Source organism: Shinella sp. R2-11 (assembly GCF_055330205.1).
Genome location: NZ_JBVAPC010000010.1, coordinates 33,518 through 59,538 on the forward strand (window position 1 = coordinate 33,518; position 26,021 = coordinate 59,538).

Annotated in this window: 21 protein-coding genes and 1 pseudogene; 9 read left to right on the plus strand and 13 right to left on the minus strand. The window is 66.3% G+C overall.

Annotated elements, in window-relative coordinates; all coding sequences use genetic code 11:
- The first annotated feature begins 19 nt into the window (after positions 1-19).
- Positions 20-2,641 (plus strand): malto-oligosyltrehalose synthase, encoded by a 2,622-nt coding sequence (gene treY / locus ACZ1A1_RS21805; protein WP_463621647.1) that lies wholly within the window; start codon positions 20-22, stop codon positions 2,639-2,641.
- A 6-nt stretch (positions 2,642-2,647) separates the two neighbouring features.
- Here treY and ACZ1A1_RS21810 read toward each other — a convergent pair whose 3' ends face one another.
- Entirely contained in the window at positions 2,648-3,343 is a 696-nt protein-coding gene (locus ACZ1A1_RS21810) for a GntR family transcriptional regulator (protein ID WP_313193289.1), read from the minus strand.
- A 240-nt stretch (positions 3,344-3,583) separates the two neighbouring features.
- Between ACZ1A1_RS21810 and ACZ1A1_RS21815 the strand changes: the two genes are divergently transcribed.
- The 7 genes from ACZ1A1_RS21815 to ACZ1A1_RS21845 all read left to right on the plus strand — a co-directional run bounded on the left by ACZ1A1_RS21815 (position 3,584) and on the right by ACZ1A1_RS21845 (position 9,873).
- Positions 3,584-4,771 carry an ABC transporter substrate-binding protein gene (locus ACZ1A1_RS21815; RefSeq protein ID WP_415213828.1) on the plus strand — a complete coding sequence of 396 codons (1,188 nt, stop codon included), beginning with the start codon at positions 3,584-3,586 and terminating at the stop codon, positions 4,769-4,771.
- Positions 4,772-4,922: 151 nt separating this feature from the next.
- Positions 4,923-5,792, plus strand: coding sequence for a branched-chain amino acid ABC transporter permease (locus ACZ1A1_RS21820; RefSeq protein WP_313193290.1), 870 nt, complete (start codon positions 4,923-4,925; stop codon positions 5,790-5,792).
- A gap of 4 nt (positions 5,793-5,796) precedes the next feature.
- Complete coding sequence (locus tag ACZ1A1_RS21825; protein ID WP_313193291.1) at positions 5,797-6,768, plus strand: branched-chain amino acid ABC transporter permease; 972 nt, start codon at positions 5,797-5,799, stop codon at positions 6,766-6,768.
- Positions 6,765-7,547, plus strand: coding sequence for an ABC transporter ATP-binding protein (locus ACZ1A1_RS21830; protein ID WP_463621547.1), 783 nt, complete (start codon positions 6,765-6,767; stop codon positions 7,545-7,547). Before ACZ1A1_RS21825 ends, ACZ1A1_RS21830 begins: the two co-directional genes overlap by 4 nt.
- A gap of 3 nt (positions 7,548-7,550) precedes the next feature.
- On the plus strand, positions 7,551-8,273 hold the full coding sequence (locus ACZ1A1_RS21835) for an ABC transporter ATP-binding protein (protein ID WP_463621548.1): 723 nt from the start codon (positions 7,551-7,553) through the stop codon (positions 8,271-8,273).
- A 1-nt stretch (position 8,274) separates the two neighbouring features.
- Positions 8,275-8,994 (plus strand): aspartate/glutamate racemase family protein, encoded by a 720-nt coding sequence (locus ACZ1A1_RS21840; RefSeq protein ID WP_415213825.1) that lies wholly within the window; start codon positions 8,275-8,277, stop codon positions 8,992-8,994.
- 174 nt (positions 8,995-9,168) lie between these two features.
- Positions 9,169-9,873 (plus strand): GntR family transcriptional regulator, encoded by a 705-nt coding sequence (locus tag ACZ1A1_RS21845; protein ID WP_313193294.1) that lies wholly within the window; start codon positions 9,169-9,171, stop codon positions 9,871-9,873.
- Positions 9,874-9,986: 113 nt separating this feature from the next.
- Here ACZ1A1_RS21845 and ACZ1A1_RS21850 read toward each other — a convergent pair whose 3' ends face one another.
- The 5 genes from ACZ1A1_RS21850 to ACZ1A1_RS21870 form a co-directional block, all read right to left on the minus strand.
- A complete protein-coding gene (locus ACZ1A1_RS21850; RefSeq protein ID WP_415213824.1) occupies positions 9,987-11,039 on the minus strand; it encodes a sulfate/molybdate ABC transporter ATP-binding protein in 1,053 nt (350 codons plus the stop codon).
- 19 nt (positions 11,040-11,058) lie between these two features.
- On the minus strand, positions 11,059-11,919 hold the full coding sequence (cysW, locus tag ACZ1A1_RS21855) for a sulfate ABC transporter permease subunit CysW (RefSeq protein ID WP_119256507.1): 861 nt from the start codon (positions 11,917-11,919) through the stop codon (positions 11,059-11,061).
- A complete protein-coding gene (gene cysT / locus ACZ1A1_RS21860) occupies positions 11,909-12,772 on the minus strand; it encodes a sulfate ABC transporter permease subunit CysT (protein ID WP_313193297.1) in 864 nt (287 codons plus the stop codon). Before cysT ends, cysW begins: the two co-directional genes overlap by 11 nt.
- Before the next feature lie 5 nt (positions 12,773-12,777).
- Positions 12,778-13,803: a sulfate ABC transporter substrate-binding protein gene (locus ACZ1A1_RS21865; RefSeq protein ID WP_409529997.1), complete on the minus strand. Its 1,026-nt coding sequence runs from the start codon at positions 13,801-13,803 to the stop codon at positions 12,778-12,780.
- 225 nt (positions 13,804-14,028) lie between these two features.
- Positions 14,029-15,345, minus strand: coding sequence for an FAD/NAD(P)-binding protein (locus ACZ1A1_RS21870; protein ID WP_463621550.1), 1,317 nt, complete (start codon positions 15,343-15,345; stop codon positions 14,029-14,031).
- Positions 15,346-15,705: 360 nt separating this feature from the next.
- Here ACZ1A1_RS21870 and ACZ1A1_RS21875 point away from each other — a divergent pair, with 360 nt between their 5' ends.
- Positions 15,706-16,803: an acyl-CoA dehydrogenase family protein gene (locus ACZ1A1_RS21875; protein WP_463621552.1), complete on the plus strand. Its 1,098-nt coding sequence runs from the start codon at positions 15,706-15,708 to the stop codon at positions 16,801-16,803.
- A gap of 272 nt (positions 16,804-17,075) precedes the next feature.
- Here the strand turns inward: ACZ1A1_RS21875 and ACZ1A1_RS21880 are convergent, their stop codons facing one another.
- The 7 genes and pseudogenes from ACZ1A1_RS21880 to ACZ1A1_RS21910 form a co-directional block, all read right to left on the minus strand.
- Positions 17,076-17,579 carry a GAF domain-containing protein gene (locus ACZ1A1_RS21880; protein ID WP_463621554.1) on the minus strand — a complete coding sequence of 168 codons (504 nt, stop codon included), beginning with the start codon at positions 17,577-17,579 and terminating at the stop codon, positions 17,076-17,078.
- A gap of 77 nt (positions 17,580-17,656) precedes the next feature.
- Positions 17,657-17,909 (minus strand): annotated as a pseudogene (locus tag ACZ1A1_RS21885) (Lrp/AsnC ligand binding domain-containing protein); the annotation flags it as partial.
- Positions 17,910-18,015: 106 nt separating this feature from the next.
- Entirely contained in the window at positions 18,016-19,815 is a 1,800-nt protein-coding gene (locus ACZ1A1_RS21890) for an NAD(P)/FAD-dependent oxidoreductase (protein WP_463621555.1), read from the minus strand.
- A gap of 65 nt (positions 19,816-19,880) precedes the next feature.
- Positions 19,881-20,954 (minus strand): 2,3-butanediol dehydrogenase, encoded by a 1,074-nt coding sequence (locus ACZ1A1_RS21895; RefSeq protein WP_463621556.1) that lies wholly within the window; start codon positions 20,952-20,954, stop codon positions 19,881-19,883.
- Positions 20,955-21,115: 161 nt separating this feature from the next.
- Positions 21,116-22,987, minus strand: a complete 1,872-nt coding sequence (locus ACZ1A1_RS21900) for a sigma-54-dependent Fis family transcriptional regulator (protein ID WP_463621557.1) — start codon at positions 22,985-22,987, stop codon at positions 21,116-21,118.
- Between the two features lie 67 nt (positions 22,988-23,054).
- On the minus strand, positions 23,055-24,533 hold the full coding sequence (locus ACZ1A1_RS21905) for an amidohydrolase family protein (RefSeq protein ID WP_463621558.1): 1,479 nt from the start codon (positions 24,531-24,533) through the stop codon (positions 23,055-23,057).
- A gap of 32 nt (positions 24,534-24,565) precedes the next feature.
- On the minus strand, positions 24,566-26,008 hold the full coding sequence (locus tag ACZ1A1_RS21910; RefSeq protein WP_463621559.1) for an amidohydrolase family protein: 1,443 nt from the start codon (positions 26,006-26,008) through the stop codon (positions 24,566-24,568).
- Positions 26,009-26,021: the final 13 nt, after the last annotated feature.

The window sequence follows — 26,021 nt, forward strand, 5'->3', positions numbered from 1 at the left end:
CCGCATCGTCCAGGGCCTCATGACCTCTCCCCGCTCGACCTATCGCCTTCAGTTCCGCAACGGCATGGACTTCGGAAAAGCATGCCGGCTGGTTCCCTACCTGAAGCGGCTCGGCATAAGCCATCTCTATGCCTCGCCCCTGATGACCGCCGTCAGCGGCTCGACGCATGGCTACGACGTCACCCGCACCGACGAGATCGATCCCGCGCTGGGCGGCTACGAAGGCCTTGTCCGCCTCGCCGAAGCCTTGCACGTACAGGGCATGGGCCTCCTCCTCGACATCGTGCCGAACCACATGGCGGCGAGCCTTGAAAATCCCTGGTGGTACAGCATCGTCCTCTGGGGGGCGGAAAGCCCCTTTGCCGGTCATTTCGACATCGACTGGTCGCAGAAGCTGACGCTTCCCTTTCTGGGAAAGAGCTTCGAGGAGGAGCTTGCCACGGGCTCTCTTCGCCTGGCGCTCGATCCGCAGCGGGACGCCCTGGCGCTCTGCTATCATGACACCTGCTACCCCTTGCACCCCGGCACCTACCGGCTGGTGCTCGACGCCGAGGACGGCTTCGCGGTGAAGGCAAGCCCGAAGGAAAATCCGGATGGCAGGACCATCCTCTCGCAGGCGCTCGCCGCGCCGGGCGCCCGCACCGCGCTGGAACGGCGCCTCGCCGAACTCTCCGCCGATCCGGCCGCGATCACCGCGCTTCACGCCGCCCAGCCCTGGCGGCTCACCGACTGGAAGACGGCGAGCCGCCATCTCAGCTATCGCCGCTTCTTCGAGATCGCCGGGCTTGTCGGCCTGCGCGTCGAAGACCCGAAGGTTTTCGACGACAGCCACCGGCTGGTGCTCGACCTCGTGCGCGACGGGATCGTGGACGGCCTTCGCATCGATCATGTCGACGGCCTTGCCGATCCCAGGGCCTATCTCGAACGCCTGCGCACCACCGTCGGCCCGGATGTCTATATCGTCGTCGAGAAGATCCTCGAAAAGGAGGAGCCCTTTCGCACAGACTGGCCCGTCGAGGGCGCGACGGGCTATGAATTCATCGCGTCCCTCGCCGATGCCTTCGCCGACGAGCGGGAGGGCGGCCGGCTTGTCGCCGCCTTCCGCCCGCTGAAACGTGAAGAGCACCGGGAAAGCTACGAGGAAGAACGGCGCGCCAGCAAGCGGCAGATGCTTTCGGACAATTTCGAAGGCGAAGTCCACCGCATCACCCGGCTGGCGAAATCCATGGCCGACCAGACCGATGCCGACCTGTCCCGCCCCGCGCTCGCCGAGGCGATCTGCGGCATGATCGAGGCGTTGCCCGTCTACCGCACCTACACGACCGCCACCGCCGGCGCGGACGAGCACGACCGCCAGCTTCTCGCCGTCGCGCGCCAGCAGGCGCAGGCCGGCGTTCGCCCCGAAGTACGCGAGGCGATCGACTTCATCTGGGAATTGCTCGTCGACGACAGGACATGCGGCGCGCTCACCGGCTGCCCGGAATTTCGCGCCCGGTTCCAGCAGCTCAGCGGCCCCATCATGGCGAAGGCGCTGGAGGATACGCTCTTCTACCGCGAGAACGCCTTCATCGCCCTCAACGAGGTCGGCGGCGATCCGGGCCGGCCGACGGGCGGGCCGGCCGCATTCCACGCCGCCATGGCGGCGCGCGAAAAGACCCTGCCGCGCAGCCTTTCGGCCACCGCGACGCATGACATGAAGCGCGGCGAGGACGCCCGCGCGCGGCTCTATACCCTGAGCGAAGCCCCGGACATGTGGATCGCGGCGACACGGCGCTGGGCGGCGCTCAACGCACACCTTCGCCGCCGGCATGCCGAACGCACCGTGCCGGAGCCGGACGTGGAATGGCTCCTCTACCAGTCCCTTGCCGGCGCATGGCCGCTGGAGGGGCATGGGGACGCTCCGGCCATGGAAGCGCTGAAGGCGCGCATGCGGCCCTATGTCGAGAAGGCCCTGCGCGAGGCCAAGCTCGGCTCCAACTGGAGCCTGCCGGATTTTCCCTACGAAGAGAAGGTCGCCGGTTTCGTGGACGACCTCTTCGGGCATGGCGCCTTCCTTGAAGACTTCGCCGCCACGCTGTCGCCCTTCATCGACGCGGGGCTGGTCAATTCGCTGGCGCAGACGCTGGTCAAGCTGACGGCGCCCGGCATTCCGGACATCTACCAGGGCAGCGAGCGCGGCGATTTCTCGCTGGTCGATCCCGACAACCGGCGGCCGCTGGAGGCGGAAAGCCTCGACGTTCCGCAAAAGCCGGTCGCCTCACGGCTGCAATTTGCGGACTACAAGCAATGGCTGGTGGCGACCGTGCTCGACGCCCGCAACCGGAATCCAGCCCCCTTCGAAGGCCCTTACCTGCCGCTGGAGCTTTCGGATGGAAGCCGGCAGGCCCTCGCTTTCCTGCGCGGCACGCCGCAGGCCTTCGCCATCACCGTCGTTCCGCGGCTGGTGTTCGGCAAGGTCGCGCCGGATGGCTTGCAACTGCTGGAGGGCATGCTGGACGATATCCGCATCGCCCTTCCCGCCGGCTTCGAGGCGCGCGAATTGCGCTCGGTCCTCGACGGCCGCATCCTCGCGCCGGGCGCGACGCTTACCGTGGTGGACACCCTCGGGGAGGAACCGGTCGCCTTACTCCTCAGCGTCTAGAAACGATCAGGGCTTGGCGAAGAGCTTGACGAGGTCGACGCTGTCCGTCGCCTTGGCGCCGAGCTGGAGATGGCTCTCGATGTGGCGCAGGTGCAGCGTCATCATCCACGCCGCCTTCTCGGCATCGCGGGTATGGAACGCGCCGACGATCGCCGCATGGTCATCGTCCCGACAGTTGCTGACGCCGGGCGCGCCGAAGATGCCGATGATCAGCGAGGTGCGCGTCACCAGCTCCTTCATGGTGCGCAGGAGAACGGCATTGCCGGCGACCTGCGCCATCAGCGTGTGGAACTGGCCGGACAGGCGGATCGCATCGCGCCGGCGCCGCTCCTTGTGGGCGAGATACTCCATTTCAAGGTGAAGGTTCAGGGTCGCGATGTCCTCCTCCGTCGCACGCTGGACGGCAAGGCGCGCGATATTCGGCTCGAGCGCCAGGCGGGCCTCGAAGACCTCGCGGGCCTGCTCGGCGGTGGGAGAGGCGACGAAGGCGCCGCGATTGGCATGCAGCTCGACGACCTCGCGGCTTGCAAGCAGCAGGAGGCTGCGGCGGATGCGCATCCGCCCGACCCCGAAGGCCTCGCAAAGCGCGGATTCGGAAAGCTTCGTGCCCGGCGGCAACTGCTGCTCGACGACGGCTTCGAAAATGCGCTCGACGATATCGCTCTCGTCGACCTCCTCCGCCTCCGCCACCGGGTTCTGCATGCTCACATCCATGACCGCACTGACCTCTACATGCGTTTCCTGTTTCGTAAGCCTCTAAATAGGGCCGTTTTGGTTGACCAACAAGCGGCTATTTCGTCGACACCGAATCTTGTCCTTGTTCACACCACTTGACAAGATCGTTAACAATGCGCTCAATGCTCAGGCCAAGGCCGATATGGCCGCCTCTCGCGGCCCGCGTGCCTATACCGATAAAGATCAATGGCCCAGAGGAAGAACATCATGCACAAGCGCACATTCCTGAAGTTTTCCGCCCTCGCCGCAGCGACCGTGCTGTCGCTGCCGCTGATGGCCCATGCCGAGAACGCGACGCTGAAGGTCGGCTTCGTCGGCGTCACCTCCGGTCCGGCCGCGGCCTGGGGCATCTCCAACCAGCGCTCGATGGAGGCACGGGCGGCCTGGCTGAACGAGCTCGGCGGCGTTAAGATCGGCGACAAGACCTACAATATCGAGATCGTCCCCTTCGACGACCAGAAGGACCCCAAGCGCGCCATCGCCGGCATGGAAAAGATGGCGCAGGACGGCATCCACTACGTCGTCGGCCCGAATGTCGACGACGGCGCGGCGGCGGTTCGCCCGGCCGCCGAGCAGAACGGCATCATGTATTTCCCCTATTCCTTCCCGAAGGCGCTCTTCTCGCCGCCGGCCTCCAACGCCATCCTCAGCATGGTGGCGAACTACCAGTCCGGCCCCGCGATCTATAAGTACCTGATGGAAAACAAGGGCGTGAAGAAGGTGGCCTTCGTCGCGGCCAACGAATCCGACCCGCTCAGCCAGCGTGAGTCCGGCGTCGCCGCCGCTCAGGCCCTCGGCCTCGACGTGGTCTCCAGCAACGTGACCTACCAGGTGGATACGACGGACTTCACCCCGGTCCTGCTGCCGGTCATCCAGTCCGCGCCGGATCTCCTCGTGCTCTCCGGCGTGTCGCCGGCCAACGCCCCGCAGCTCATCCGCTCGGCGCGCGAGCTCGGCTATACCGGCCTCATCTCGACGGAGACGGCGCAGGACGCGGCCGTCCTCAAGGAAGGCGCCGGTGAACTTGCCGAAGGCTTCATCTCCGTCGGCGGCGCCTCCACGCCGGAACTCGCCAGCGACACGATGAAGGAATTCGTCGACCGCTACACCAAGATGTTCGGCGAATATAACGACGAGTCCAACACAAAGGTCTACGCCCTCGAATACATCATCGAGACGATCAAGGCGAACCCGGCGGCCATCGACAATGTCGACGAGTTCAAGAAGACGATCGACACCTTCGAGGCACCCAACCCCTTCATGAAGGGTGACGCCAAGCTGAAATATGTGGGCATGACCTCCTTCGGCCAGAAGCGCCAGATCTCCGTCCCGCTCGTCGTCAACGAGTACAAGGACGGCGCGTTCGAGACGCTGTTCGTCGGCCAGGTCGACTGACCGGCGCCTGAGGCGCCTGGAGGCAAATCCGGGAAAAGTGCTTCGCGCCCCTTCATCCGAACGGCGCGAAGCGCTTCAGAAACGAGACCCGGACCGCACCTGCCGTCCGGCCGGGTCTCTCTCTGCCTGAACTTTCCATTGGAGGCTCACCATGGAACAGATAATCGCCAACGGTCTCTACCTTGGTGCGCAATATGCGTTGATAGCCCTCGGGCTGACGCTGATCTTCTCGCTGATGAACGTGCTGAACTTCGCCCACGGGCAGATGTACGTCTTCGGCGGCTTCGTCACCTATACGGTGGTCGTCCAGCTCGGCCTGCCCTTCGTCGTCGGCCTTGTCGCCTCGGCCGTGATCCTCGCGGTCATGGGCGCGCTCATCGAGAAATTCCTCTTCGCGCCGGTCGTGCGCCGCTCCAAGCGCGATGAATCGACCATGCTGCTTGCCGCCGGCGTCGCCTTCTTCCTCGATGCCGTCATCCTGCTGCTCTTCGGCGAGAAGCAGCGCGGCGTGCCGAAGATCGTGAGCGGCGTGTTCAACTGGGACATGCGCATCATCATGCCCTATGACCGCATCCTGATCGGCGTCCTCGCGATCCTCCTCATCGTCGTCTTCATCGGCTTCATGAACTATTCCCGTGCCGGCCGCGCCATGCGGGCGCTGGCGCAGGACCGCATGGCGGCACAATTGATGGGTGTCGACGTCTCGCGCTATTCGATGCTGGGCTTTGCGCTCGGCGCGATGCTTGCCGGCCTCGTCGGCGGGCTCCTCGTCACCATCACCGGTGTCAATCTCGGCATGGGCGGCCCGACCTCGATCAAGGCCTTCCTGATGATCATGATCGGCGGCGCGGGCGTGATTTCCGGCGCGATCGCCGGCGGCTTCATCCTCGGCATGATGGAAAGCGTCGGCCTTACCGTGCTCTCGGCCTATGGCGACATCACCTATCTCGTGATCTTCGCCTCGCTGATGGTGTTCCTGGCAATCCGCCCGCAGGGGCTGATGGGCAAGCCGTGGGGTTGAAACAATGAATACCAAGAAAATCCTCGGCTTCGCCGTCTTCCTGATCGCCGTCCTCGTGCTCGTGCCACTGTTCATTCGCGCCACCGGCCGCTGGGACTTCTTCTACACGCTGACCTCGGTCGCGCTGCTGTCGGTCGGTGCCGCCGGCGTGTGGCTCACCTTCTATATCGGCCGCATCAATATCGGCCAGGGCGCCTATGCGCTGGTTGGCGGCTATGTCTCGGCCATCCTCGTGACGCAGGCCAACGTCTCCTTCTGGCTGACGCTGCCGCTCGCCGGCCTGTTCTGCGCCGTCATCTCCGTCGTGATCGGCCTGCCGATCCTGCGTCTTCGCGGCGTCTACTTCGCCATGGTGACGCTGGTGCTCACCGAGGTCGCGCGCCTTTCCGCACTCGCCCTGCCGGTCACCAACGGCGCCAAGGGCATCACCTCGATCCCGCTGCCGGGGGAACTCTCCCTCTTCGGCCTGACGATCATCCCGGCCTTCGGCACGCTCTCCAATCCGCGCTTCGGCTTTTACATCATGGCCGTGGTGCTGATGATCGTGACCTATCTGGTGCTCTGGCGCATCGTGAACTCGCGCCTCGGGCATCTGTGCCGCAGCCTGCAGCAGAACGAGGAGCTTTCGGCCTCCATCGGCGTCAACACCGCCTATCTCCGGGTCCTCGCCTATGCGATCTCGTCCTTCTTCGGCGGCATTGCCGGGGCCATGTTCGCGGCGATCTCGCAGTCGATCTATCCGTCCTCCTTCGTCGTCGCGGACAGCGTGAACTTCATGCTCTACTGCTTCCTCGGCGGCCTCGGATACGTCTTTGGCCCGATGCTCGGCACGCTCCTGCTCTATTTCGGCTGGGACCTGCTGTCGATCGCCAGGGAATACCAGCTCCTCATCTACTCCGGCGTCATGATCCTGCTCATGCTGGTCCTGCCGAACGGGGTCCTGAGCCTGCTCGACAAGAAGGAGGGCCGCGCATGAGCCCGATCCTGCAGATCAACAACATCACCAAGCGCTATGGCGGCCTGACGGCGGTGAACGACGTGTCGTTCGACGTCAAGGAAGGCGAGATCCTCTCGGTGATCGGTCCGAACGGCGCGGGCAAGTCCACGCTCTTCAAGCTGGTCTCCTCCTTCGTGCCGGCGACGAGCGGCGAAGTGCTCTTCAGGGGAAGTCGCATCTCCAGCCTCGCCCCGCACAAGGTGGCGCGTCTCGGGGTCGTGCGCACCTTCCAGGAAACGACGATCTTCCGCTCCATGACGGTGCGCGAGAACATCATCGTGTCGCATCACCTGCGCTCGAAGGCGAACCTGCTCGGCTTCTTCCTCGGCTCGAAGCAGGCGCGCGAGGACGAGGCGGCCTTCGCGGCATCAGCCGACGACATCGTCGATTTCCTCGGCCTGCAGGCGATCCGCAACGAGCTCGCCTCCAACCTGCCGCAGGGCCATCTTCGCGCGCTCGGCATGGCCATCGGCCTTGCCACCGACCCGAAGGTCATCCTGCTCGACGAGCCCTTCGCCGGCATGAACCACGACGAGACGATGAAGATGGTGGCCCTCGTGCGCCGGCTTCGCGACGAGCGTGGCGTTACCGTGCTCCTCGTCGAGCACGACATGCCCGCGGTGATGAAGATCAGCGACCGCATCGTGTGCATCAACTTCGGCCAGAAGATCGCCGAGGGCACGCCCCAGGAAATCCGCCAGGACGAGAAGGTCATCGAAGCCTATCTCGGCTCCGAAGATGCCGCGATCGGGATGTAAGCCATGACGAACATATTGAGCGTTGAAAATGTCGAACTCTACTACGACCACATCTATGCGCTGAAAGGCGTTTCCATCGATGTGGGCGAAGGCGAGACCGTGGCGCTGATCGGCGCGAACGGCGCGGGCAAGTCCTCGATCCTGCGGGCGATCACGGGCCTCAGGCCGATCAAGTCGGGCCGGATCACCTACCAGGGCGAAAAGCTCGACGGCACGCCCGCCGCCGAGATCGTCCGCCGGGGCATCTCCATGGTGCCGGAGGGCCGCCGAGCCTTCCCGCTGATGTCGGTGAAGGACAATCTCCTGATGGGGGCCTTCACCCGCACCGACAAGGCGGAGATCGAGCGGACGCTGGAAAACGTGCTGACGCGCTTTCCCCGCCTCAAGGAGCGCTATCACCAGCAGGCGAGCACCATGTCCGGCGGCGAGCAGCAGATGATGGTGATCGCCCGCGCCCTCATGGCCCGCCCGAAACTCCTGCTCCTCGACGAGCCTTCCCTCGGCATCGCGCCGAAGATCGTGCAGGACATCGCCCGCGCCATCGTGTCCATCAGCCGCGACGAGAAGGTCTCCATCCTCCTCGTCGAGCAGAACAGCCGCATGGCCCTTTCCATCTCCAACCGCGCTTACGCGCTCTCCACCGGCTCGATCGCGCTTTCCGGCAATTCCAGGGAACTGATGAACGACGACCGCATCAAGGCTGCCTACCTCGGAGGCGAACTCTGACATGAAAATCCTCGTCATCAACCCCAACACGACCGCATCGATGACGGATCACATCGGGAAGGCGGCGCGCGGCGCCGCCTCTCCCGGCACCGAAATCACCGCCGTCAACCCGACGCACGGCCCCGTTTCCATCGAAGGCTATTTCGACGAGGCGATGAGCCTTGCGGGCCTGCTCGACACGATCCGCCGCAACCCGGATTGCGACGCCGTCGTCATCGCCTGCTTCGACGACACCGGCCTCGACGCGGCGCGCTGCCTCACCGACCGGCCGGTGATCGGCATCGGCGAGGCCGCCTATCACTTCGCCTCGATGATCTCGAACAAGTTCTCCGTGGTGACGACGCTCGCCCGCTCCGTGCCGGCGCTGGAGCACAATCTTGCCCGCTACGGGCTCGATGCCCGCTGCGCCAAGGTGCGCTCCTCGGAGGTCGCCGTGCTGGAGCTGGAGCAGCCGGGCTCCAACGCCCGCCAGAAGATCAGCGCCGAAATCGGCACCGCCATCGCCGAGGATCGCGCCGAGGCCATCGTGCTCGGCTGCGCTGGCATGGCCGGCCTTGCCGCCGATCTGGCGCGGGAACACGGCCTGCCGGTGCTCGACGGCGTCACCTGCGCGGTCAAGCTTGCCGAAGCCATGGCCGGCCTCGACATGCGCACCTCGCGTCTGGGCGGCTACGCTCCGCCGCCGCCGGCGAAACTGAAAAGCATCTTTCCCGGGGAATAGCGCGAAAGTACGCATTCCCGGGACAGGATCGCATACACTGCTCCCCAAACAGGCGCGCGGCCATTTGAAACGCTCGCCGCCATCGGCCGACAGCCCATGCCAAGTGAGCATGGGTGGACAGACTCGCTGTTTGCATGCAATTTGCAGGCTCATTTCGGGACGGGAGAAAGCCGCATGACACAGAAAGTGGGCGAAACGGGCCGTGGCCGGTCGCAAGCCGTACATCGCGCCCTGAAGCGCGCGATTCTGGACCAGGCCCTGTCGCCCGGCGCGAAGCTGCCGGAAGATTCCATCGGCGAGCGCCTCGGCGTCAGCCGTACGCTGGTGCGCGAGGCCCTCGTGCGGCTGAGCGAGGAGGGCCTTGTCGACCTCCGTCCCAACAAGGGCGCGACGGTGGCCCGGCCGACGCTGGAAGAGGGGCGCAACCTGTTCCTCACCCGCATGGCGCTGGAGCGCCTTGTCGTGGAAACCCTGTCGGGCAAGCTGACCAGGGAGCAGATCGACACGCTTTCGGCCCACATCGCCGCCGAGGATGCCGCGCGGATGGAGCATGCCCAGTCGATCCGCCTTGCCGGCGAGTTCCACACCCTGCTCGCGCAGATGACGAACAATGCCAGCCTCATCCGCTACGTGAACGAGACGGTCGCCCGCAGCTCGCTGATCCTCGCGCTCTATGGACGGCCGCATTCGTCCGAATGCGCGGTGTCGGAACACCAGGACCTTCTCGATCACCTGATCGCCGGCAAGACCGACGCGGCCGCCAAGCTGATGGCGCATCACCTCGATTCGATCACCACCCGCGCCCTTCTGCCGAAGGAAGACGACCGCAACATCAAGGACGTCCTCTCCGCCTATGCCGTTGCGGAAGGCCTCGTCTAGAGCATTTCCAGCAAAAGTGCGCAACGGTTTTGCGTTCGGAAATGCGGCGAAACAAAGAGTTAGAGCGTTTTCGCGATTCGGAGAAAAGCGGAAACGCTCTAGGTCGCAACACGTCAGGCCTGCTCGCCGAACAGCTTCCACCGCGTCGGCCGGAAGCGGAGCGTCGAGCCGTTCGCCGCCTGCGCATCGAGCGGGATCTCGATCTCGACATGATGCGCCGCACCGGCCCCGCCGATGTCGATATCGGCGATGCGGGTGCCGGCAAGGCGCCGCGACGTCGCGATGCGCCCTTCGAGCGCCGGCGCCTGCGGATCGGCGACCAGCACCACATCCTGCGGCCGGAAGAACAGCGTGCCGGCGGCAGCGTCCCCCGCGCGCGGCGCGATGCCGATCGGCGTCTCCTGGAAGAGGACGGCGCCCTCCGCCACGGTCACGGGAAGGCTCGCGCTGTCGCCGATGAAGGAGAAGACGAAGGGCGAGTTCGGCCGGTCGTAGACATCGTCGGACGAGCCGACCTGCTCGATCTTGCCCTGGCTCATGACGACGACGCGGTCGGCGAGCTCCAGCGCCTCTTCCTGGTCATGCGTGACGAAGACGGTGGTGTGGCCGGTGCGGTCGTGGAATTCGCGCAGCCAGCGGCGCAGCTCCTTGCGGACCTTGGCGTCGAGCGCGCCGAAAGGCTCGTCGAGCAGCAGCACCTTCGGCTCGATCGCCATGGCGCGGGCAAGCGCCACGCGCTGGCGCTGGCCGCCGGAAAGCTGGTTCGGATAGCGCTTCTCGAGGCCGGAAAGCTGTACCATCTCCAGCAGTTCTCCGACCCGGCGGCGGATCTCGGCCTTGGGCGGGCGTTCCCCGCGCGGGCGCACGGTGAGGCCGAAGGCGATGTTGTCGGCGACCGTCATATGGCGGAACAGCGCATAATGCTGGAAGACGAAGCCGACATGGCGCTCCTGCACCGTCTTGTGCGAGGCATCCTCCGCGCCGAAATGGATGCTGCCGAGCGTCGGCTGCTCCAGGCCGGCGATCAGGCGCAGCAGCGTCGTCTTGCCGGAACCCGACGGGCCGAGCAGCGCGATCAGCTCGCCCGAGCGGATGTCGAGCGAGACATCGTTGAGCGCCGGGTAGCGGTCGAATTCCTTGCGGATGTTCTTTACACTGACGTCCATTGAGGGCGTGCCTTTCAAATCAATGCTTGCGACCGGCAGCGATTTCCGCGCCGTAGTGAAGTTCGAGGACCGTCTTGACGACCAGCGTGACGAGCGCGAGGGCGGCAAGCAGCGAGGCCACCGCGAAGGCGGCGACGAAATTGTACTCGTTGTAGAGGATCTCGACATGCAGCGGCATGGTGTTGGTAAGGCCGCGGATGTGGCCCGAAACCACCGAGACCGCCCCGAACTCGCCCATGGCGCGGGCATTGCAGAGCAGCACGCCATAGAGCAGGCCCCATTTGATATTGGGCAGCGTCACGTACCAGAAGGTCTGCCAGCCGGAGGCCCCAAGCGACAGCGCCGCCTCCTCGTCACCCGTGCCCTGCTCCTGCATGAGCGGGATCAGCTCGCGCGCGACGAAGGGAAAGGTCACGAAGACGGTGGCGAGCACGATGCCCGGCACGGCGAAGAGCACCTCGATGCCATGGCTCTTCAGCCACGGCCCGAGAACGCTGCCCGAGCCGAAGAGCAGCACATAGACGAGGCCGGAAATGACCGGCGAGACCGAGAAGGGCAGGTCGATCAGGGTCGTCAGGAATGCCTTGCCCTTGAACTCGAACTTGGCGATGGCCCAGGCCGCCGCCACGCCGAAGACGAGGTTGAGCGGCACCGCTATGCCGGCGACCAGCAGCGTGAGGCGGATGGCGGCGAGCGTATCGGGATCGCCGAAGGCGGCGAAGAACGCGCCCGCCCCCTTGCGGAAGGCCTCGATGAACACCGCGGCCAGCGGCAGGAGCAGGAAGAGCGCCAGGAACAGGAAGGCGAGCGCCATCAGCGTGTAGCGGGCGGCGGGCGCTTCCGTCGTCGGCGAGCGGAAGGGGCGGGATTCACGCGCCATGACCGTACCTCCTGCGGCTCCACGCCTGGATGAGATTGATGAGGAGCAGCATGGCGAAGGACAGCGCCAGCATGATCGTGGCGATCGCCGTCGCCGCGCCGTAGTTGAACTCTTCGAGCCGGATGACGATGAGCAGCGGCGCGATCTCCGAGACATAGGGAATGTTGCCGGCGATGAAGATCACCGAGCCGTATTCGCCGACGCCGCGCGCGAAGGCGAGCGCGAAGCCCGTCAGGATCGCCGGCGCGAGCCCCGGCAGCAGCACGCGGAAGACCGTCTGGAAACGATTGGCGCCGAGCGTCGCCGCCGCCTCCTCGACCTCGCTGTCGATCTCCTCCATGACGGGCTGCACCGTGCGCACCACGAAGGGCAGGCCGATGAAGACGAGGGCGATGACGATGCCGGTCGGGTTGAAGGCCGCCTTGATGCCGAAGACGTTCAGCACCTGCCCGATCCAGCCATTCGGCGCATAGAGCGCGGCAAGGGCGATGCCCGCGACGGCCGTCGGCAGGGCGAAGGGCAGGTCGACGATCGCATCGACGATGCGCCGGCCGGGAAAATCGTAGCGCACGATCACCCAGGCGACCATGACGCCGAAGACGACATTGATCAGCGCGGCGAGGAAGGCCGTGCCGAAGGACACCTTGAGCGCGTTCAACGTGCGCTCGTCGGCAAGGATGGCAAGGAATTCCGGACCCGACAGCGAGGCGGACCGCCAGACGAGGCCGACGAGCGGGATCAGGATGATGAGCGTGAGGTAGGCGAGCGAAAAGCCAAGCGTCAGTCCGAAGCCCGGAATGACGCTTGGCTGTCTCAGTCGCCACCGCACCGAAGCGGCAGCAGAAGTCGTCAAATTACTCAGTTCCCCGGCTTGTAGATCTGGTCGAAGACACCGCCGTCGCCGAAATGCTCGGGCTGTGCCTTTGCCCAGCCGCCGAAGATCGGGTCGTCGATCGTCACCAGCTTAATGTCGGGAAGCTGTTGCAGCAACTCGGGTTTCACCACATCCCGCTTGGAGGGGCGGTAGAAGTGCTTGGCCGCGATGTTCTGGCCCTCTTCCGAGTAGAGATATTCGAGATAGGCTTCCGCCTGCTTGCGCGTGCCCTTGGCGTCGACATTGGCATCGACCACCGCGACCGGCGGCTCGGCGAGGATCGAGATCGGCGGGGCGACGATGTCGAAGGAATCCGCGCCGAATTCGGCGCCCGCGAGATAGGCCTCGTTCTCCCAGGCGAGCAGCACGTCGCCGATCTGGCGCTGGGCGAAGGTGGTCAGCGAACCGCGCGCGCCCGTATCGAGCACCGGCGCCCGCTTGTAGAGCTCGGCGATATAGGCCTTGATCTTGTCCTGGTCGCCGGAAAATTCCTCATTCGCCCAGGCCCAGGCCGCAAGGTAGTTCCAGCGCGCACCGCCGGAGGTCTTCGGGTTCGGGGTGACGATCTGCACGTCGCCCTTCACGAGATCGCCCCAGTTATGGATGTTCTTCGGGTTGCCCTTGCGCACGAGGAAGACAATGGTCGAGGTATAGGGCGCCGAATTGTTCGGCAGGCGCGAGCGCCAGTCCTTGGCGATCTTGCCGGTCTTCTCCACGATGGCGTCGATATCGCTTTCGAGCGCCAGCGTCACCACGTCGGCCTCCAGCCCGTCGATCACCGCGCGGGCCTGCGAGCCGGAGCCGCCATGCGACTGCTGGATCGTGACGTCCTCGCCGGTCTCGGCCTTCCAGTGCGCCGCGAAGGCGGCGTTGAAATCCTTGTAGAGCTCCCGCGTCGGGTCATAGGAAACGTTCAGCAGCGTGGTCTCGGCCATCGCAGCCGAAACGCCGCCGAGCACGAGGCTCACACCAAGGGCGAAAGCCCCAACACCTTTCAGAAATTTCGACATCTCCAACCTCCTGGTCTCTGCCTCGGTCAAAACCCTAGAGAATTAGTAGACTTAGTCAACAATGGCCGGAAACTTCGCAAAACCGGTTCCGAACAGGCCGGAACGGCGCAACGGGCGCACTGCCCTACCCGGCGGCACGCGCACAGATCATCTCGAAAATACCCGGGCGAACGCAAAATGCATCCGCGAAAAATTCAAATTTTCCGGCCGCCCGCCGGATTTTTTTCAACCATTCGACACCCGCATGTGACCGGAAAGGGGAACGGCGAGAACGCCGCGATAGACCTGCCGCACCGTCTCGGCGAAGGTGAAGGGGCCGGGGCGCAGGCTGGAGGCGATGGCCCCCACCGCCGAGAGCCCGCGCAGGGGCGCGCCGTCGTTCAGGAGCTGGCCGCAATCATCGGCGGAGAGCAGCGCGGCATCGCAGCCGAGCAATCCCGCAAGCGCCCGGGCGGACGGCGCCTCGCGGCAGTCGATGACGGTCTCGTCGGGGGATTTCGGATCGCGCGGAGGAACGAAGCGCGTGCGGCCGCTCTCGAATTCCGCGGCAAGGCGCCGATGGATATCGCCGGCGAGGCGCACGGAGAAATGCCGGTGCAGGCGCAGGATATGGCGGCGGTAATGGTTGCGCTCGGCCTGGGGCAGGTTGCGCCAGACGACGGAAAGACGGGCGGAGGCTGCATCGACGACGGTCTGCCATTGGCCGCCGTGCCGCGCCCCCGCGATGCTACATTCCTGCCGGATATAGCGAAAGGCGTCCCTCAGCGAGCGGCTGGTGGGCGGCTCGCCGAAGACCATGCCCTCATGGCCCCGGCCATGCGGCTGCGGCAGGCGGCCCGCCGCGGCGGCGACCTCGACGGCCCCGGAAAACCCGCGCCGGCGCAGGTCGAGCAGGATGGCGGCAAGGCGCGGGCCGTTGCCGACAAGGGTCAGCGGCGGCGGGTTCTCCCGCCCCGAAAGGCGCGCTGCGGCGGCGACCGCATCCCGCCAGGACGCCGCCTCGCGCTGCGCCATGCCGAAGCCGGTCGCGATGAAGACATGGTCGAAGACAGCGCCTTCGCCATCCCGAAATGCAAGGCGCACACCATCGGCCTCCGCAAGGAGATGGCGCACCGTGCCGCGGATGGTGCGGATATGCACGTCGGGACGCTGCGAAAGCGCCTCGCCGAACCGTGCCATCAGATAGTCGCGAAAGAGCGCGCGCGGCACATGGATATCCTGCGGGCCGCGCAATGCGGACACCGTGCCGGCGGCAAGAAGCGTATCCTTCAGCCAGCGGGAAAAATCGTCCGGCCGCTCGGGAAGGACGGAAAGGTCGCGGGCGGGCTCGGTGGTCAGCGCCTCGCCGGCAGGGCCGTCGCCGAAGGCGCCGGGCGTATCCTCGGCATCGATCATCCAGGCTTCGAAGGGCCGGTGAAGCCGGCGCATCAGCGCGATGATCGTGGCGAGCCCCGACGGTCCCGCGCCGACGACCGCGATGCGCGCCATCGGCGATGCGCCCGTACAGCGGGCGTCTTCTGCTGCGACCCTTTCGAAGAACATGTCCTGTCCCTCCCCTGCACCGTGAAGCAAGAAGCGGAAGACACGATAGCGCAGCCTTAGATAGTTTTCTACCTTTTTTGTAGATAATAAATTTCGCCGATTCCGAGCCCAGAAGCGAGGCCGGCGAACTTCCTTCTCAGGAACGCGTTCCTTCATTAAAATAGCGGAGTTGGGCGGTTCGTCACAGGGGTCGCGCACCCATTCCGTCGGCCGCGCGGCACATGGCAGGTGCCGCGGAACGATCCGGCGACGTCGCCCGAGGTGGCCAGAACCAATCTATACAATCTTTATAGAATGTGATCTTTCTATCCCGATAATGCCTATGCGCCCTGGAACCGCATTCCGTAAGGAGCAGACGACATGGGTACGTTTTCATCGGCACTCGACCGCCCGGCCCGAACGGCCGCGGTCATCGGAACCGAGGATGAAGCGATCACCGTTGCCGGCACGGTCGCCGAGGTTTTCAGCTTTCCCGCGGAGGGCGGCGCCGCCGCCGGAACGGCCGAGGCCCGCCTCGATCTGCTCTCCCGCTCGGGCCTCTTCGGCATTTCCGTTCCGACGGAGCACGGCGGAATAGACGTCTCGAACACCGTTCTGGCGGAGGTCTGCACTGTCGCCGCCAGCCGGTCCGCGGCGCTCGCGGATGTTCTCGCCGCCCATTTCGTCGCCGTCGAGCAGGTCCGCAGCCATGGCAGCGAGAGCCAGCAGGGCACGGTCTTTTCCGCCGTCCTTGCCGGCGGACGGCTGGCGCGGGCATCGGCCCGCCGCAACGGCGAGAGCGTCGACGCCCTTCCCCTCGTCGCGAGCGGCCTTGCCTGGCGGCTCGGCGGCGAGGCCCTCTGTACCCCCTGCGCGAGGCATGCCGACTGGCTGCTGGTGCCGGCCCATCTCGACGGCGGTCGGTCGGCGGGCCTCCTGCTTGCGACCCGCATCGACGGCCTCCACTATGTCGCCAACAGTTGCGAGCCGGCGAAAGGCGGCGTCCAGCCCGCCGAACACGTGCTCTTCAAGGACGTGGCGATCGATGGCGATGCCCTGCTGCATTCCGCCGGGGAGGCGCACGGCGTCCCCCGCTCCCTCGACCTGCTGCTGGAAGCGGCGCGCCGGATCGGCGCCGCCCGCGGGGCGATGCGGCATCTGCTGGACGACGAAACCGGCGATCCCATCGAGACCGGCCGTCTTGCCGCCCGGCTCGCCGCCGCCGAAGCGATGGCCGGCGAGGCGGGCCGCGCCGTCGATGCCGCGCAGATCGGCCTAGCCGGACAGCACCGGACGAACGCCTTCCTCGCGGCGGCAGCAGCCCTTGCCGCCGCCGAAGACGCCGCCAACGCTCTTCGCCAGGCCGGCACCGCGCCGGCGGGGGAAGCATCGCCCTCCCCGCATCTTGCCGCCATCCTGCGGGAAAGCGGCCGATTGCGCCGCGACGAGCACCGCCGCCCGCCGGAAGAGGAAGGCTGAGCGCAGCCCGCCGCTACCAGCGCGAAAGGCCGAATAGCCTTCGCCCCGCCAATACCGCGCCCTGTTCCGCCGAGCCCTGCATACGGGCAAAAAAAATGGGCCGGCGAAATTCGCGGCCCATGAGGTGTGAAGGTCAAAAACCTCCAGAGGGGAACAGCTGATACGGCGGCACTGGGAGGAAAACCGCCATGTGCATCAGCTGTGTGCACTATGGTCGTTTTTTGATCAGATGGAAAACATTTATTGTGCAGTGCAGCCATGCGCATGCTGCATCACTCGCCGCCTCGGAAATCGCTGCCGGCCACATAAAGCGCGGCAAGCGCCTCGAAGCCCGCCTGGTCCTCGGCCGTGAAGCGGCCGGGCGAAGGGCTGTCGAGGTCGAGCACGCCGAGCACGGCGCCCGCGTGGATCAGCGGCACCACGACCTCGGATCGCGAGGCGGCATCGCAGGCGATATGGCCGGGAAAGGCATGCACGTCCGGCACGAGCTGGCTGCGCGCCTCGGCAACCGCCGTGCCGCAGACGCCCTTGCCGACCGGGATGCGCACGCAGGCGACCTTGCCCTGGAACGGCCCCAGCACCAGCTCGCCGGGCGTCTTCAGGAAATAGAAGCCGGCCCAGTTGATGTCGGCGACGGCGTCGTAGATCAGCGCGGAGAGGTTCGCCGCATTGGCGATCGCATCGCGCTCGCCATGCAGCAGGCCTTGCGCCTGGGCGAGAAGCTCGCGGTAGAAGCCGGGCTTGTCGGCGGCTTCGATCTTGCGGATGTCGAACATGGCAGGGCTCCTGAAAGGCTACGGTCACCCCGTCGATAGACCCGCTTGGCGCCTCTGGCAAGAATGAAGCGCGCCGCTCACAGCGGCAGTTCGGTCGTGTATTTCACGCTCTTCAGGCGAAATGCGGAGAGGCATTGGCGACGGCCTCGTGAGTCAGGAACTGCTCGTAATCCTTCACATCCCGCACCACGACGCGGATGAGGCAAGCCCACTCGCCTGACATGGAATAGCATCCCACCTCCTCGTGGCGCTGCACGAAGCGCTCGAAATCGCGCGGGCATGCGGATCGTGTGTCTTCATGCGCACCTGACAGAAGACATCGAGCGCTCGACGGCCAACAGACCAATAGCTGGCTCGCCCGCTTCGCCGAGACCCTGGAGAACTGGCCGCAATAAAAGGCGGGCAGCGGAATGCGCTGCCCGCTCGAAGTGCCGGCCTATTTCCGGTGGTGAACCGGTTGGAGGCCATAGACCGGCGTGGGGAGGCTTTCCAGGCGCGCCTTGAGCTGGAGCGCCAGATACTGGGAATAGTGGCGCGACTGGTGCAGGTTGCCGCCGTGGAACCACAGCGCGGCCTGCTGCGTCGGCTTCCACATGTTGCGCTGCTCGCCCTCCCAGGGACCCGGATCCTTCGGCGTGTCGGAGCCGAGGCCCCAGACCTTGCCAACCCTGTCGGCCGTCTCCTGGTCGATGAGGTCGGCGACCCAGCCGTTCATCGAGCCGTAGCCCGTCGCATAGACGATGACGTCGGCCGGGATCTCCCTGCCGCCCGAAAGCTTCACGGCATTCTCCGTGATCTCCTCGACCTGCCCGGCGGCAAGCTTCACCTTGCCGTCGATGATGAGCTGGGAAGCGCCGATATCGATGTAGTAGCCGGAGCCGCGCCGCAGGTACTTCATGAAGAGGCCCGAGCCGTCCGCGCCCCAGTCGAGCTGGAAGCCGGCCTTTTCCAGCGCCGCGTAGAAATCGGCGTCGCGCTCGCGCATCCTGTCGTAGAGCGGGATCTGGAATTCGTGCATGATCCGGTAGGGGAGCGAGGCGAAGATGAGATCGGCCTTCTGCGTCGTCACGCCGTTCGCCAGCGCCTCCTCGGAATAGAGCGCGCCGAGGCCGATATCCATGAGCGTGTCCGACTTGACGATATGGGTCGTCGAGCGTTGGATCATGGTGACGTCGACGCCGGCCTCGTAGAGCGCCGCGCAGATGTCGTGGGCCGAATTGTTCGAGCCGATGACGACGACCTTCCTGCCCTTGTAGCCGTCCGGTCCCGGATGCCGCGAGGAATGGTGCTGGTCGCCGGCAAAGCGCTCGCGCCCCTTGAAATCGGGAATGTTCGCCTTGCCGGACATGCCGGTCGCGAAGACGAGCTGCTTCGGCCGCAGCACCACCTCTTCGCCGTCGCGGTCGACGACGACGGTCCATTCCTGCGCCGCCTCGTCCCATTTCGCGGACTTTGCGGTGGAACGGGTCCAGTAGTTCAGCTCCATGACCTTCGTGTAGAATTCCAGCCAGTCGCCGATCTTGTCCTTCGGCGCGAAGACCGGCCAGTTCTTCGGAAAGTCGATATAGGGCAGGTGATCGTACCAGACGGGATCGTGCAGGCAGAGCGACTTGTAGCGCTTGCGCCAGCTATCGCCCGGCCGGTCGTTCTTTTCGAGGATGATGGTGGGCACGCCGAGCTGGCGCAGCCGCGCGCCGAGCGCGATGCCGCCCTGCCCGCCGCCGATGATGACGACATAGGGCTGCTTCTCGTAGCCGAGCGTGCGCTCCTCCTCCTCGCGCTCCTCCTTCCAGGTCTTCGCACCGAGGTTCTGGCCATGCTTCGCACCGAGCGGGCGGGTGAAGCCGGATTTCTCCTCATGGCCCTTCAGTTCGGAAAGCGCCGTCAGCAGCGTCCAGATGAGACCGTCCTTGAAGCGCACGAGGCCGTAGCCGCGCCCGGTCGCCGTCTCGAAGGTGATCCAGCTTTCGAGGACGCCGTCGTTCTCCGTCGCCTCCTCGCCCGAAGCGACCCGCCAGTTCGATGGCTTGGCGGTGGAAAGCTGCGATTGCAGCATGTCGCGCACCTGATCGCGGCCCTCGACGGTCTTGATGTTCCAGGTGAAGGCGACGAGGTCGCGCCAATAGCACTCCTCGGCGAAAAGGTTGACGGCATCGTCGATCCGGCCGGCGGCAAGGGCCGCGCCGAGCGCATCGAGAAGTGTCTGGACGCGGGTCGTGGGGGTTTTCTCGAGCATCGTTTCTCCTCCTGCTCAGTGGGAAAACGGGACGGCTCCTCAACCGTCCCGCAGAACGGACCGGCCTATCGCGTGAGGTCGATCAGGATCTTCAGGTGCCTCCCGGCAGGGTCGAGCAACTGGTCGAACCCTTCGGTGACGGCCTCGCCGAGCGAGACACGTTTCGTGACGATGCGGCTCGCCGGAATCTGGCCGCTGGCGATCAGCCGGGCGACGCGCGGCCAGTAGTGGGTCGGGTAGGCCCAGGAGCCGCGGATGTCGATGTCCTTGAAGGTGACGTCGAACCAGTTCAGCGGGTTCTCGCCGGGATGAAGCCCGGTCTGCACCACGACGCCCTGCTTGCGCACGGCGTCCGCGCAATTCTTCAACGCATGCTCGTTGCCGACGCATTCGATGGCGACATCGCAGCCGACGCCGCCCTCCGTCTCGGCGCGGATGACGTCGCCGACCTTTTCCGTCCTGGGGTTTATGGTGCGCACCTCGCCCAGCGCCTCCCGCGCCAGAGCCAGCCGGGTATCGTTCAGATCGGACAGGAATATCTGCGAAGCCCCGGCCGCCCGCGCCGCCATGGCGACGAGAATGCCGATCGGCCCCGCGCCGGTGACGAGCACGCTGTTGCCGGCCGTCACGCCACCACGATCGCAGGCGTAGACGGCGACCGCGGTCGGCTCGATCAGGGCGGCTTCCTCGTCGCTCAGCGCATCTGGAATGGGCTGGACGTTATAGTCGTTGACAAGCGCTGCCTCTGCCATGCCGCCGGAATGCCAGGACAGGCCGGCGAGCGCGAGGTTGCCGCTGAGGTGGAACAGGCCGCGGTCGGCATAGTAGTCGCCATGGCGGGGCATGATCAGCGGCTGGATCGAGACACGATCCCCCGGCTTTACATGGCCGACCCCTTCGCCGACGGCCTTGACGACCCCGCCGAATTCGTGGCCGAGGATCTGCGGGCCGTGCGCGCCCGTAAACGGATGCGGTTCCTTCGGCACGAAGATCGGGCCGTAGGCGTATTCATGCAGGTCCGTGCCGCAGATACCGCAGAAGCGGTTGTCGACCAGCACCTCGCCCGGGCCGGGCGACGGCGGCGCATCGACCTCCTCGATACGCAGGTCCTTGGCGGCGTGGAAGCGCAGAGCTTTCATTGAGTTCCTCCTGTCGTTCTTGCGCAGGAGGATCAGCAAGCACCGTGCCAGAACGGCCGATGGAAGAATTTCCAATTATTATCAACGGCTTCCATCAAGGGAAGCCGGATGGCGGCGCGGGATGCAACAGGTGGCGTGCGACAGGTGTTGCAGCTGTTGCGTCAGTTGAGGCGCTTGAGGCGGCGGTGGATGGTGGAGCGGTTGACGCCGAGCTTGCGGGCGAGCGCGGAAACATTGTTGCCGCAGTCCGTGAGAGCCTGGCGCAGGGCGTCCTCGTCGCCGGGCCGGGCGGCGGCCGGTTCGGCGAAAAGGTGATCCGGCAGGCTGTCGGTGCCGATCACGCCGCCCTCCGACAGCGCCGCCGCCACGCGCAACGCATTGGAAAGTTCCCGCAGGTTGCCCGGCCAGTCGTGGGCGAGCAGCACGGCCCGCGCCGCCCTGTCTAGCCGGTAGGATGCGCCGTTCTCCTTCTCGATGCGGGCGAGGAGCTGGTCGACGAGCCAGCCGAGATCCTGCCGCTCCCGCAGCGCCGGCAGGCTGAGCGTCGCCGCGTTGAGGCGATAATAGAGGTCCTGCCGGAAACGGCCCTCCCGCACCAGTTCGGCAAGGTCGCGATGCGAGGCGGAGAGAACCCTGAGGCGCACCGCGCGCGCCTTGAGCGCCCCGACCGGCTGCACCTCGTTCTCCGAGAGCACGCGCAGGAGCCGGCTTTGCAGGGCAAGCGGCATATCGCCGATCTCGTCGAGGAACAGCGTGCCGCCGCTCGCCTCCTCGATCAGGCCGCGCTTGCCCTTCTGGCTGGCGCCGGTAAAGGCGCCCGGCGCATAGCCGAAGAGCTCGGATTCGATGAGGTGCTCGGGGATCGCCGCGCAATTGACCGCGACGAAGGCCCCGCTGCCGCCGCAACCGTCATGGATCGCCCGCGCCAGGAACTCCTTGCCGCTGCCCGTCTCCCCCTGGATGAGGATCGGGATATCACGCGCGGCGAGCTTTGCCGCGCGCGCCTGCACCCGCTCCATCGCGGCATCGCCGTTGCTGAGGTCCCGGAGCGCCCGCGGCAGGCGCGGCTGCGCCGGCACGGCCGAACGAAGATTGACCGCCGGCGCGACGGCGCTCGCAAACAGCACCAGCCCGTTGCGCGCCTGAAGCAGCCGCTCGCCGTTCGACCGACCGCGCATGAAGCGCGGCAGGTCGTCGACGTCGATGTCGAAGACCTGCGAGATCGGCTGGCCGAGGAAATCGCGGGTGGAAAGACCGGCGAGGTTCATCGAACGGGCGAGCGCGCCGAAGCCGCCATGGGTGAGGCCGGTGATGCGGCCGCTACCGTCGAGGGCGATGGCGGCATCGGGATCGACATCGAGGAATTCCGGCGAGCGGGCAAGGCGCAGCACCCAGTCGTTGCGGGTGCGGGTCATGAGATTGGCAAGCTCGATGCGCCGCGCGGTGGAGGCGACGAGATGCAGCGCGAGCTGCTGGCTCGTCTTCACCGTCGGCGAGCGGAGCTGCGAGATGTCGAGCACGGCCGTCAGGCTGCCCAGCGTGTCGAAGACCGGCGCGGCGGTGCAGGTAAGGCCGATATGGCTGGTATCGAAATGGTCGTCCTGATGGATGATGACAGGCTCGCCGGAGACCATGCAGGCCCCGACCGCGCAGGTGCCCGCCCGGCTCTCCGACCATTCCGAGCCGAGATAGAGCCCCGCCTTGCGCAACTGGTTGTCGAAGGTCGGGTCGCCCATGAAATCGACCGTGACGCCGCGCGCATCGGAAAGCAGCAGCACGTAGTTCTGCCCGGCCACCTGATTGAACAGTGCTTCCAGGCCCGAACGGCCGATGCGGATCAGCTCCTCGGCCTGCTCGCGGTGCTCGCGCAGCTTCAGTTCGGGAACGATATAGGCTTCCTGCGCGACGGCCGGATCGAGCTTGTAGTCGTTGAGGCAGCGCAGCCAGGACTGGATGACGGGCGCATCGCGCGGGCTGACCGCGCCCATGCCGACGCGTTCGATCTCCCGTATGTGCGACAGCGTCGACACCATCCAGACATCCTCCCGCGCGCATGGTCGCACAGGAGGGCCCGTCCGGCAATCGCCTCGCTGTCCGTCCTTAGTCGGCCTTCCAGTGCGGATAGGTCGGCGGGAACATCGTCTCGACGGAAGGATGGCCCCAGCTGCGCTCGGGATATTTGGCGACCAGCCCGTCGAACTGCGCCTGCGCCTGTCTCCGCGCCGCCTTGATGTCGATGCCGGCCACCTCGCCGTCGCGCATGGAAAGGCGACCGTCGACGAAGACGGCGCGGGTCACCCGGCCGGTCGCGCCGAAGATCAGCGTTTGCACGGGATCGACGGTCGGCGCGAAGCGTGGATCGGAGAGGTCGAAGATGGCGATATCCGCCTTGGAGCCCGACTGCAGGCGGCCGATATCCGAGCGGCCGAGTGCATCGGCCCCGCCGAGTGTCGCCGCATCGAAGACCTCCGCCGTCGAAAGGCCCGCCTCGCCCGCCGCGATGCGGCCGGTCATCAGCGCGACGGCCATGTTCAGCACCATGTCGGGCGGCGTCGTGTCCGTGCCCATGCCGATGCGGATGCCGAGATCGCGACAGCGGCGGAAGGAGTTGAGATATTCGCCGCCGCGCGCATAGACCAGCGGGCAATGGGCGATGGTCACGCCATGCTTCGCATAAAGGTCGAGGTCCTCCGGCTCGGCCTGCACCGCATGCGGCGCGATCAGCCGCTCGTTGAGAAGGCCGTGGCGCGCCATCCATTGCGGCGCGGTGGTGCCGTGCAGACGGGCGACGGTCTGGCGCTCCATCTTGCCCTGCGCCATATGCAGGCGCACCGGCAGGTTCATCTCGGCGGAAGCCGCCATGGTGCGCTGGAGAAGCGCCAGCGTCGAGGTCTCCACCCGGTCCGGCGCGAGCATGCCCTGCACCAGCCCCTCGTGGCGGCCGGCGATGCGGCCGGCAAAGGCGATGGCGTCCTCCAGCCCCTTGAGCCCGCGCGCCTCGTCGAAGACCGGCTCCAGCACGCCGGGCGCCTCGCAGACCATGCCGCCGGAACGATAGGCCGGGCCGAGCCAGACGCGCAGGCCGAGATCGCCGGCGGCATCCGCCGCGCCCTCGAATTCGGCGACGGTCTCCGCCCATTCGCGATAGAACAGCGAGGCGATGGGCAGCGCTGAGGTGACGCCGCTCAGGAGCAGCTGCGCGAAGGCGAAGCGCTTCTGGAAGACGAGCTGTTCCGGGGTGTACATCTCGTAGGGGCCGCGCTCGACATAGCTGCGCGGCCAGACGCGGCCCGTCGCCCAGCCGGGACCGTAGTCGATGGTCAGGACCGTGGTGTCGATGTCCGACAGGGCGTCGAGATCGACGAAGCCGGGCGAGACCAGCGCATCGCCAAGCGCGATGCGCCGCGCCACCTCGCCGGGAAAGCGCGGGCCGACATAGACGACCTCCTGCCCCTCGATGACGATCTCGCCGTCGGTCAGAAGCCGGTGGCGGCCGTTTTCATGGGCGACGATCCAGCGGGCGGAAAGCGCGGTGCGGCCTTCCGGGCGGCGGCCGAGGACGAGGTCGGAAAGGGTCATGGATCTATCCAGTCTGGCAATCGGATTTCGGACTATTCGATAAGGTCGAGGTCGCGACTGTGCCCCCAGAACATGCGGGGCGTCTCCAGCGCATGGCGCAGGCCGAGGCGGTCGATCATCAGGTCGGCCTCGCGCTGGGCGGCGTCCAGCACCGCGTCCTGGTCGACATGGACCGGCTTGCGGTCACGCAGCAGCACCCTGCCGCCGACGAGGACGGTGTGCACGTCGTTGCCGTTGGCGAAACAGGTGACGCGGTATTCCGGCATATGGGCCGGATAGAGATGCGGCCGGCGCAGGTCGACGAGGATGACGTCGGCCTTCTTGCCCGGCTCCAGCGAGCCGATCTCGCTTTCGAGGCCGACCACACGGGCGGCATCGATGGTGCACATTTCCAGTGCCTTGCCCGGCGGCAGCCAGCTCGGATCGTGGAAATGGGTGCGGTGGTAGTGCATGCATTGCTGCATGTGGCGGAACATGTCGGCCGAGCGGTCCGGCGCGGTCGCATCCGAGCCGATGACCACGTTGACGCCGGCATCGAGAAGTTCCGTCACCGGGCAGCGCGCGAGGATGGCGGCGACGGCGCTCGGATTGTGCACGATGGTCGTACCGGTCTTGGCGCAGATCGCGATCTCCTCCTCGTCCAGCCCGGTCGCATGCGACAGCAGCGTGCGCGGGCCGAGAATGCCGATCTCGCTCGCGATGCGGACGCTGCCGGTGGTGTGGCCGTCCTGCGTGAAGACGAGGCCGCGCTCTTCCGCATATTGCTTGACCGCGCGCGACTGGGCGACGGCCTCTTCGGCACCCGCGGCATCCCGATAGCCGCGATGCAGCGTCGGCGTCAGCAGGGCGACGTGCAGGCGGCCGTCATGGCTGCCGTGCCAGCGATCGACGAGGGTCTTGCAGGTGGCGAACTGCCGGTCGAAGGAAACCGGATAATCCGTCCGCGTCTCACCCTCCCAGCGAGCATAGGTCAGCGGATGCGGCGGGCGCGTCGTGCCGACGGCGACCACCGAGCGCGTGCCGATGCCGAGCACGCCTTCCATATGCGCATCGCCATAGACCGGCTCGTCGGTGCGCATGACGGAATCGCCGCCGCCGAGCAGCGAGACGCCCGTCGTGACGCCGAAGCGCAGGCGCTCCAGCGCGGCGAGTTGCGCCTCCGCAAACCAGAATTCCGGCGTCGAGCCGACCGTATAGGCCCCGCGGCACGCTTGGTACCACGGGTCGCTCTTGCCGCCGCCCAGCGTCTTGATCAGGCCATGGCCCGCATGGGCGTGGGCATCGACGAAGCCCGGCATGATCGCCATGCCGCACGCGTCGATGACCTCGCGGGCCGGATGGGTGGCCTCCACCTCCGCTGTCGGGCCGACGGCGACGATGCGGTCACCGGTGATGGCGACGGCCCCGTCGGCGATGATCCGGCGTTCCGGGTCGATGGCGATGACGGTGCCATTCTTGATGAGGATATCGGCCATGGAGGGTCTCCCT

What these genes read in the sequence shown, in the direction of transcription:
- treY (WP_463621647.1), top strand. Translation starts at nt 20, where the DNA reads ATGACCTCTCCCCGCTCGACCTATCGCCTTCAGTTCCGCAACGGCATG.
- ACZ1A1_RS21810 (WP_313193289.1), bottom strand. Translation starts at nt 3,343, where the DNA reads ATGCAGAACCCGGTGGCGGAGGCGGAGGAGGTCGACGAGAGCGATATC.
- ACZ1A1_RS21815 (WP_415213828.1), top strand. Translation starts at nt 3,584, where the DNA reads ATGCACAAGCGCACATTCCTGAAGTTTTCCGCCCTCGCCGCAGCGACC.
- ACZ1A1_RS21820 (WP_313193290.1), top strand. Translation starts at nt 4,923, where the DNA reads ATGGAACAGATAATCGCCAACGGTCTCTACCTTGGTGCGCAATATGCG.
- ACZ1A1_RS21825 (WP_313193291.1), top strand. Translation starts at nt 5,797, where the DNA reads ATGAATACCAAGAAAATCCTCGGCTTCGCCGTCTTCCTGATCGCCGTC.
- ACZ1A1_RS21830 (WP_463621547.1), top strand. Translation starts at nt 6,765, where the DNA reads ATGAGCCCGATCCTGCAGATCAACAACATCACCAAGCGCTATGGCGGC.
- ACZ1A1_RS21835 (WP_463621548.1), top strand. Translation starts at nt 7,551, where the DNA reads ATGACGAACATATTGAGCGTTGAAAATGTCGAACTCTACTACGACCAC.
- ACZ1A1_RS21840 (WP_415213825.1), top strand. Translation starts at nt 8,275, where the DNA reads ATGAAAATCCTCGTCATCAACCCCAACACGACCGCATCGATGACGGAT.
- ACZ1A1_RS21845 (WP_313193294.1), top strand. Translation starts at nt 9,169, where the DNA reads ATGACACAGAAAGTGGGCGAAACGGGCCGTGGCCGGTCGCAAGCCGTA.
- ACZ1A1_RS21850 (WP_415213824.1), bottom strand. Translation starts at nt 11,039, where the DNA reads ATGGACGTCAGTGTAAAGAACATCCGCAAGGAATTCGACCGCTACCCG.
- cysW (WP_119256507.1), bottom strand. Translation starts at nt 11,919, where the DNA reads ATGGCGCGTGAATCCCGCCCCTTCCGCTCGCCGACGACGGAAGCGCCC.
- ACZ1A1_RS21865 (WP_409529997.1), bottom strand. Translation starts at nt 13,803, where the DNA reads ATGTCGAAATTTCTGAAAGGTGTTGGGGCTTTCGCCCTTGGTGTGAGC.
- ACZ1A1_RS21870 (WP_463621550.1), bottom strand. Translation starts at nt 15,345, where the DNA reads ATGTTCTTCGAAAGGGTCGCAGCAGAAGACGCCCGCTGTACGGGCGCA.
- ACZ1A1_RS21875 (WP_463621552.1), top strand. Translation starts at nt 15,706, where the DNA reads ATGGGTACGTTTTCATCGGCACTCGACCGCCCGGCCCGAACGGCCGCG.
- ACZ1A1_RS21880 (WP_463621554.1), bottom strand. Translation starts at nt 17,579, where the DNA reads ATGTTCGACATCCGCAAGATCGAAGCCGCCGACAAGCCCGGCTTCTAC.
- ACZ1A1_RS21890 (WP_463621555.1), bottom strand. Translation starts at nt 19,815, where the DNA reads ATGCTCGAGAAAACCCCCACGACCCGCGTCCAGACACTTCTCGATGCG.
- ACZ1A1_RS21895 (WP_463621556.1), bottom strand. Translation starts at nt 20,954, where the DNA reads ATGAAAGCTCTGCGCTTCCACGCCGCCAAGGACCTGCGTATCGAGGAG.
- ACZ1A1_RS21900 (WP_463621557.1), bottom strand. Translation starts at nt 22,987, where the DNA reads ATGGTGTCGACGCTGTCGCACATACGGGAGATCGAACGCGTCGGCATG.
- ACZ1A1_RS21905 (WP_463621558.1), bottom strand. Translation starts at nt 24,533, where the DNA reads ATGACCCTTTCCGACCTCGTCCTCGGCCGCCGCCCGGAAGGCCGCACC.
- ACZ1A1_RS21910 (WP_463621559.1), bottom strand. Translation starts at nt 26,008, where the DNA reads ATGGCCGATATCCTCATCAAGAATGGCACCGTCATCGCCATCGACCCG.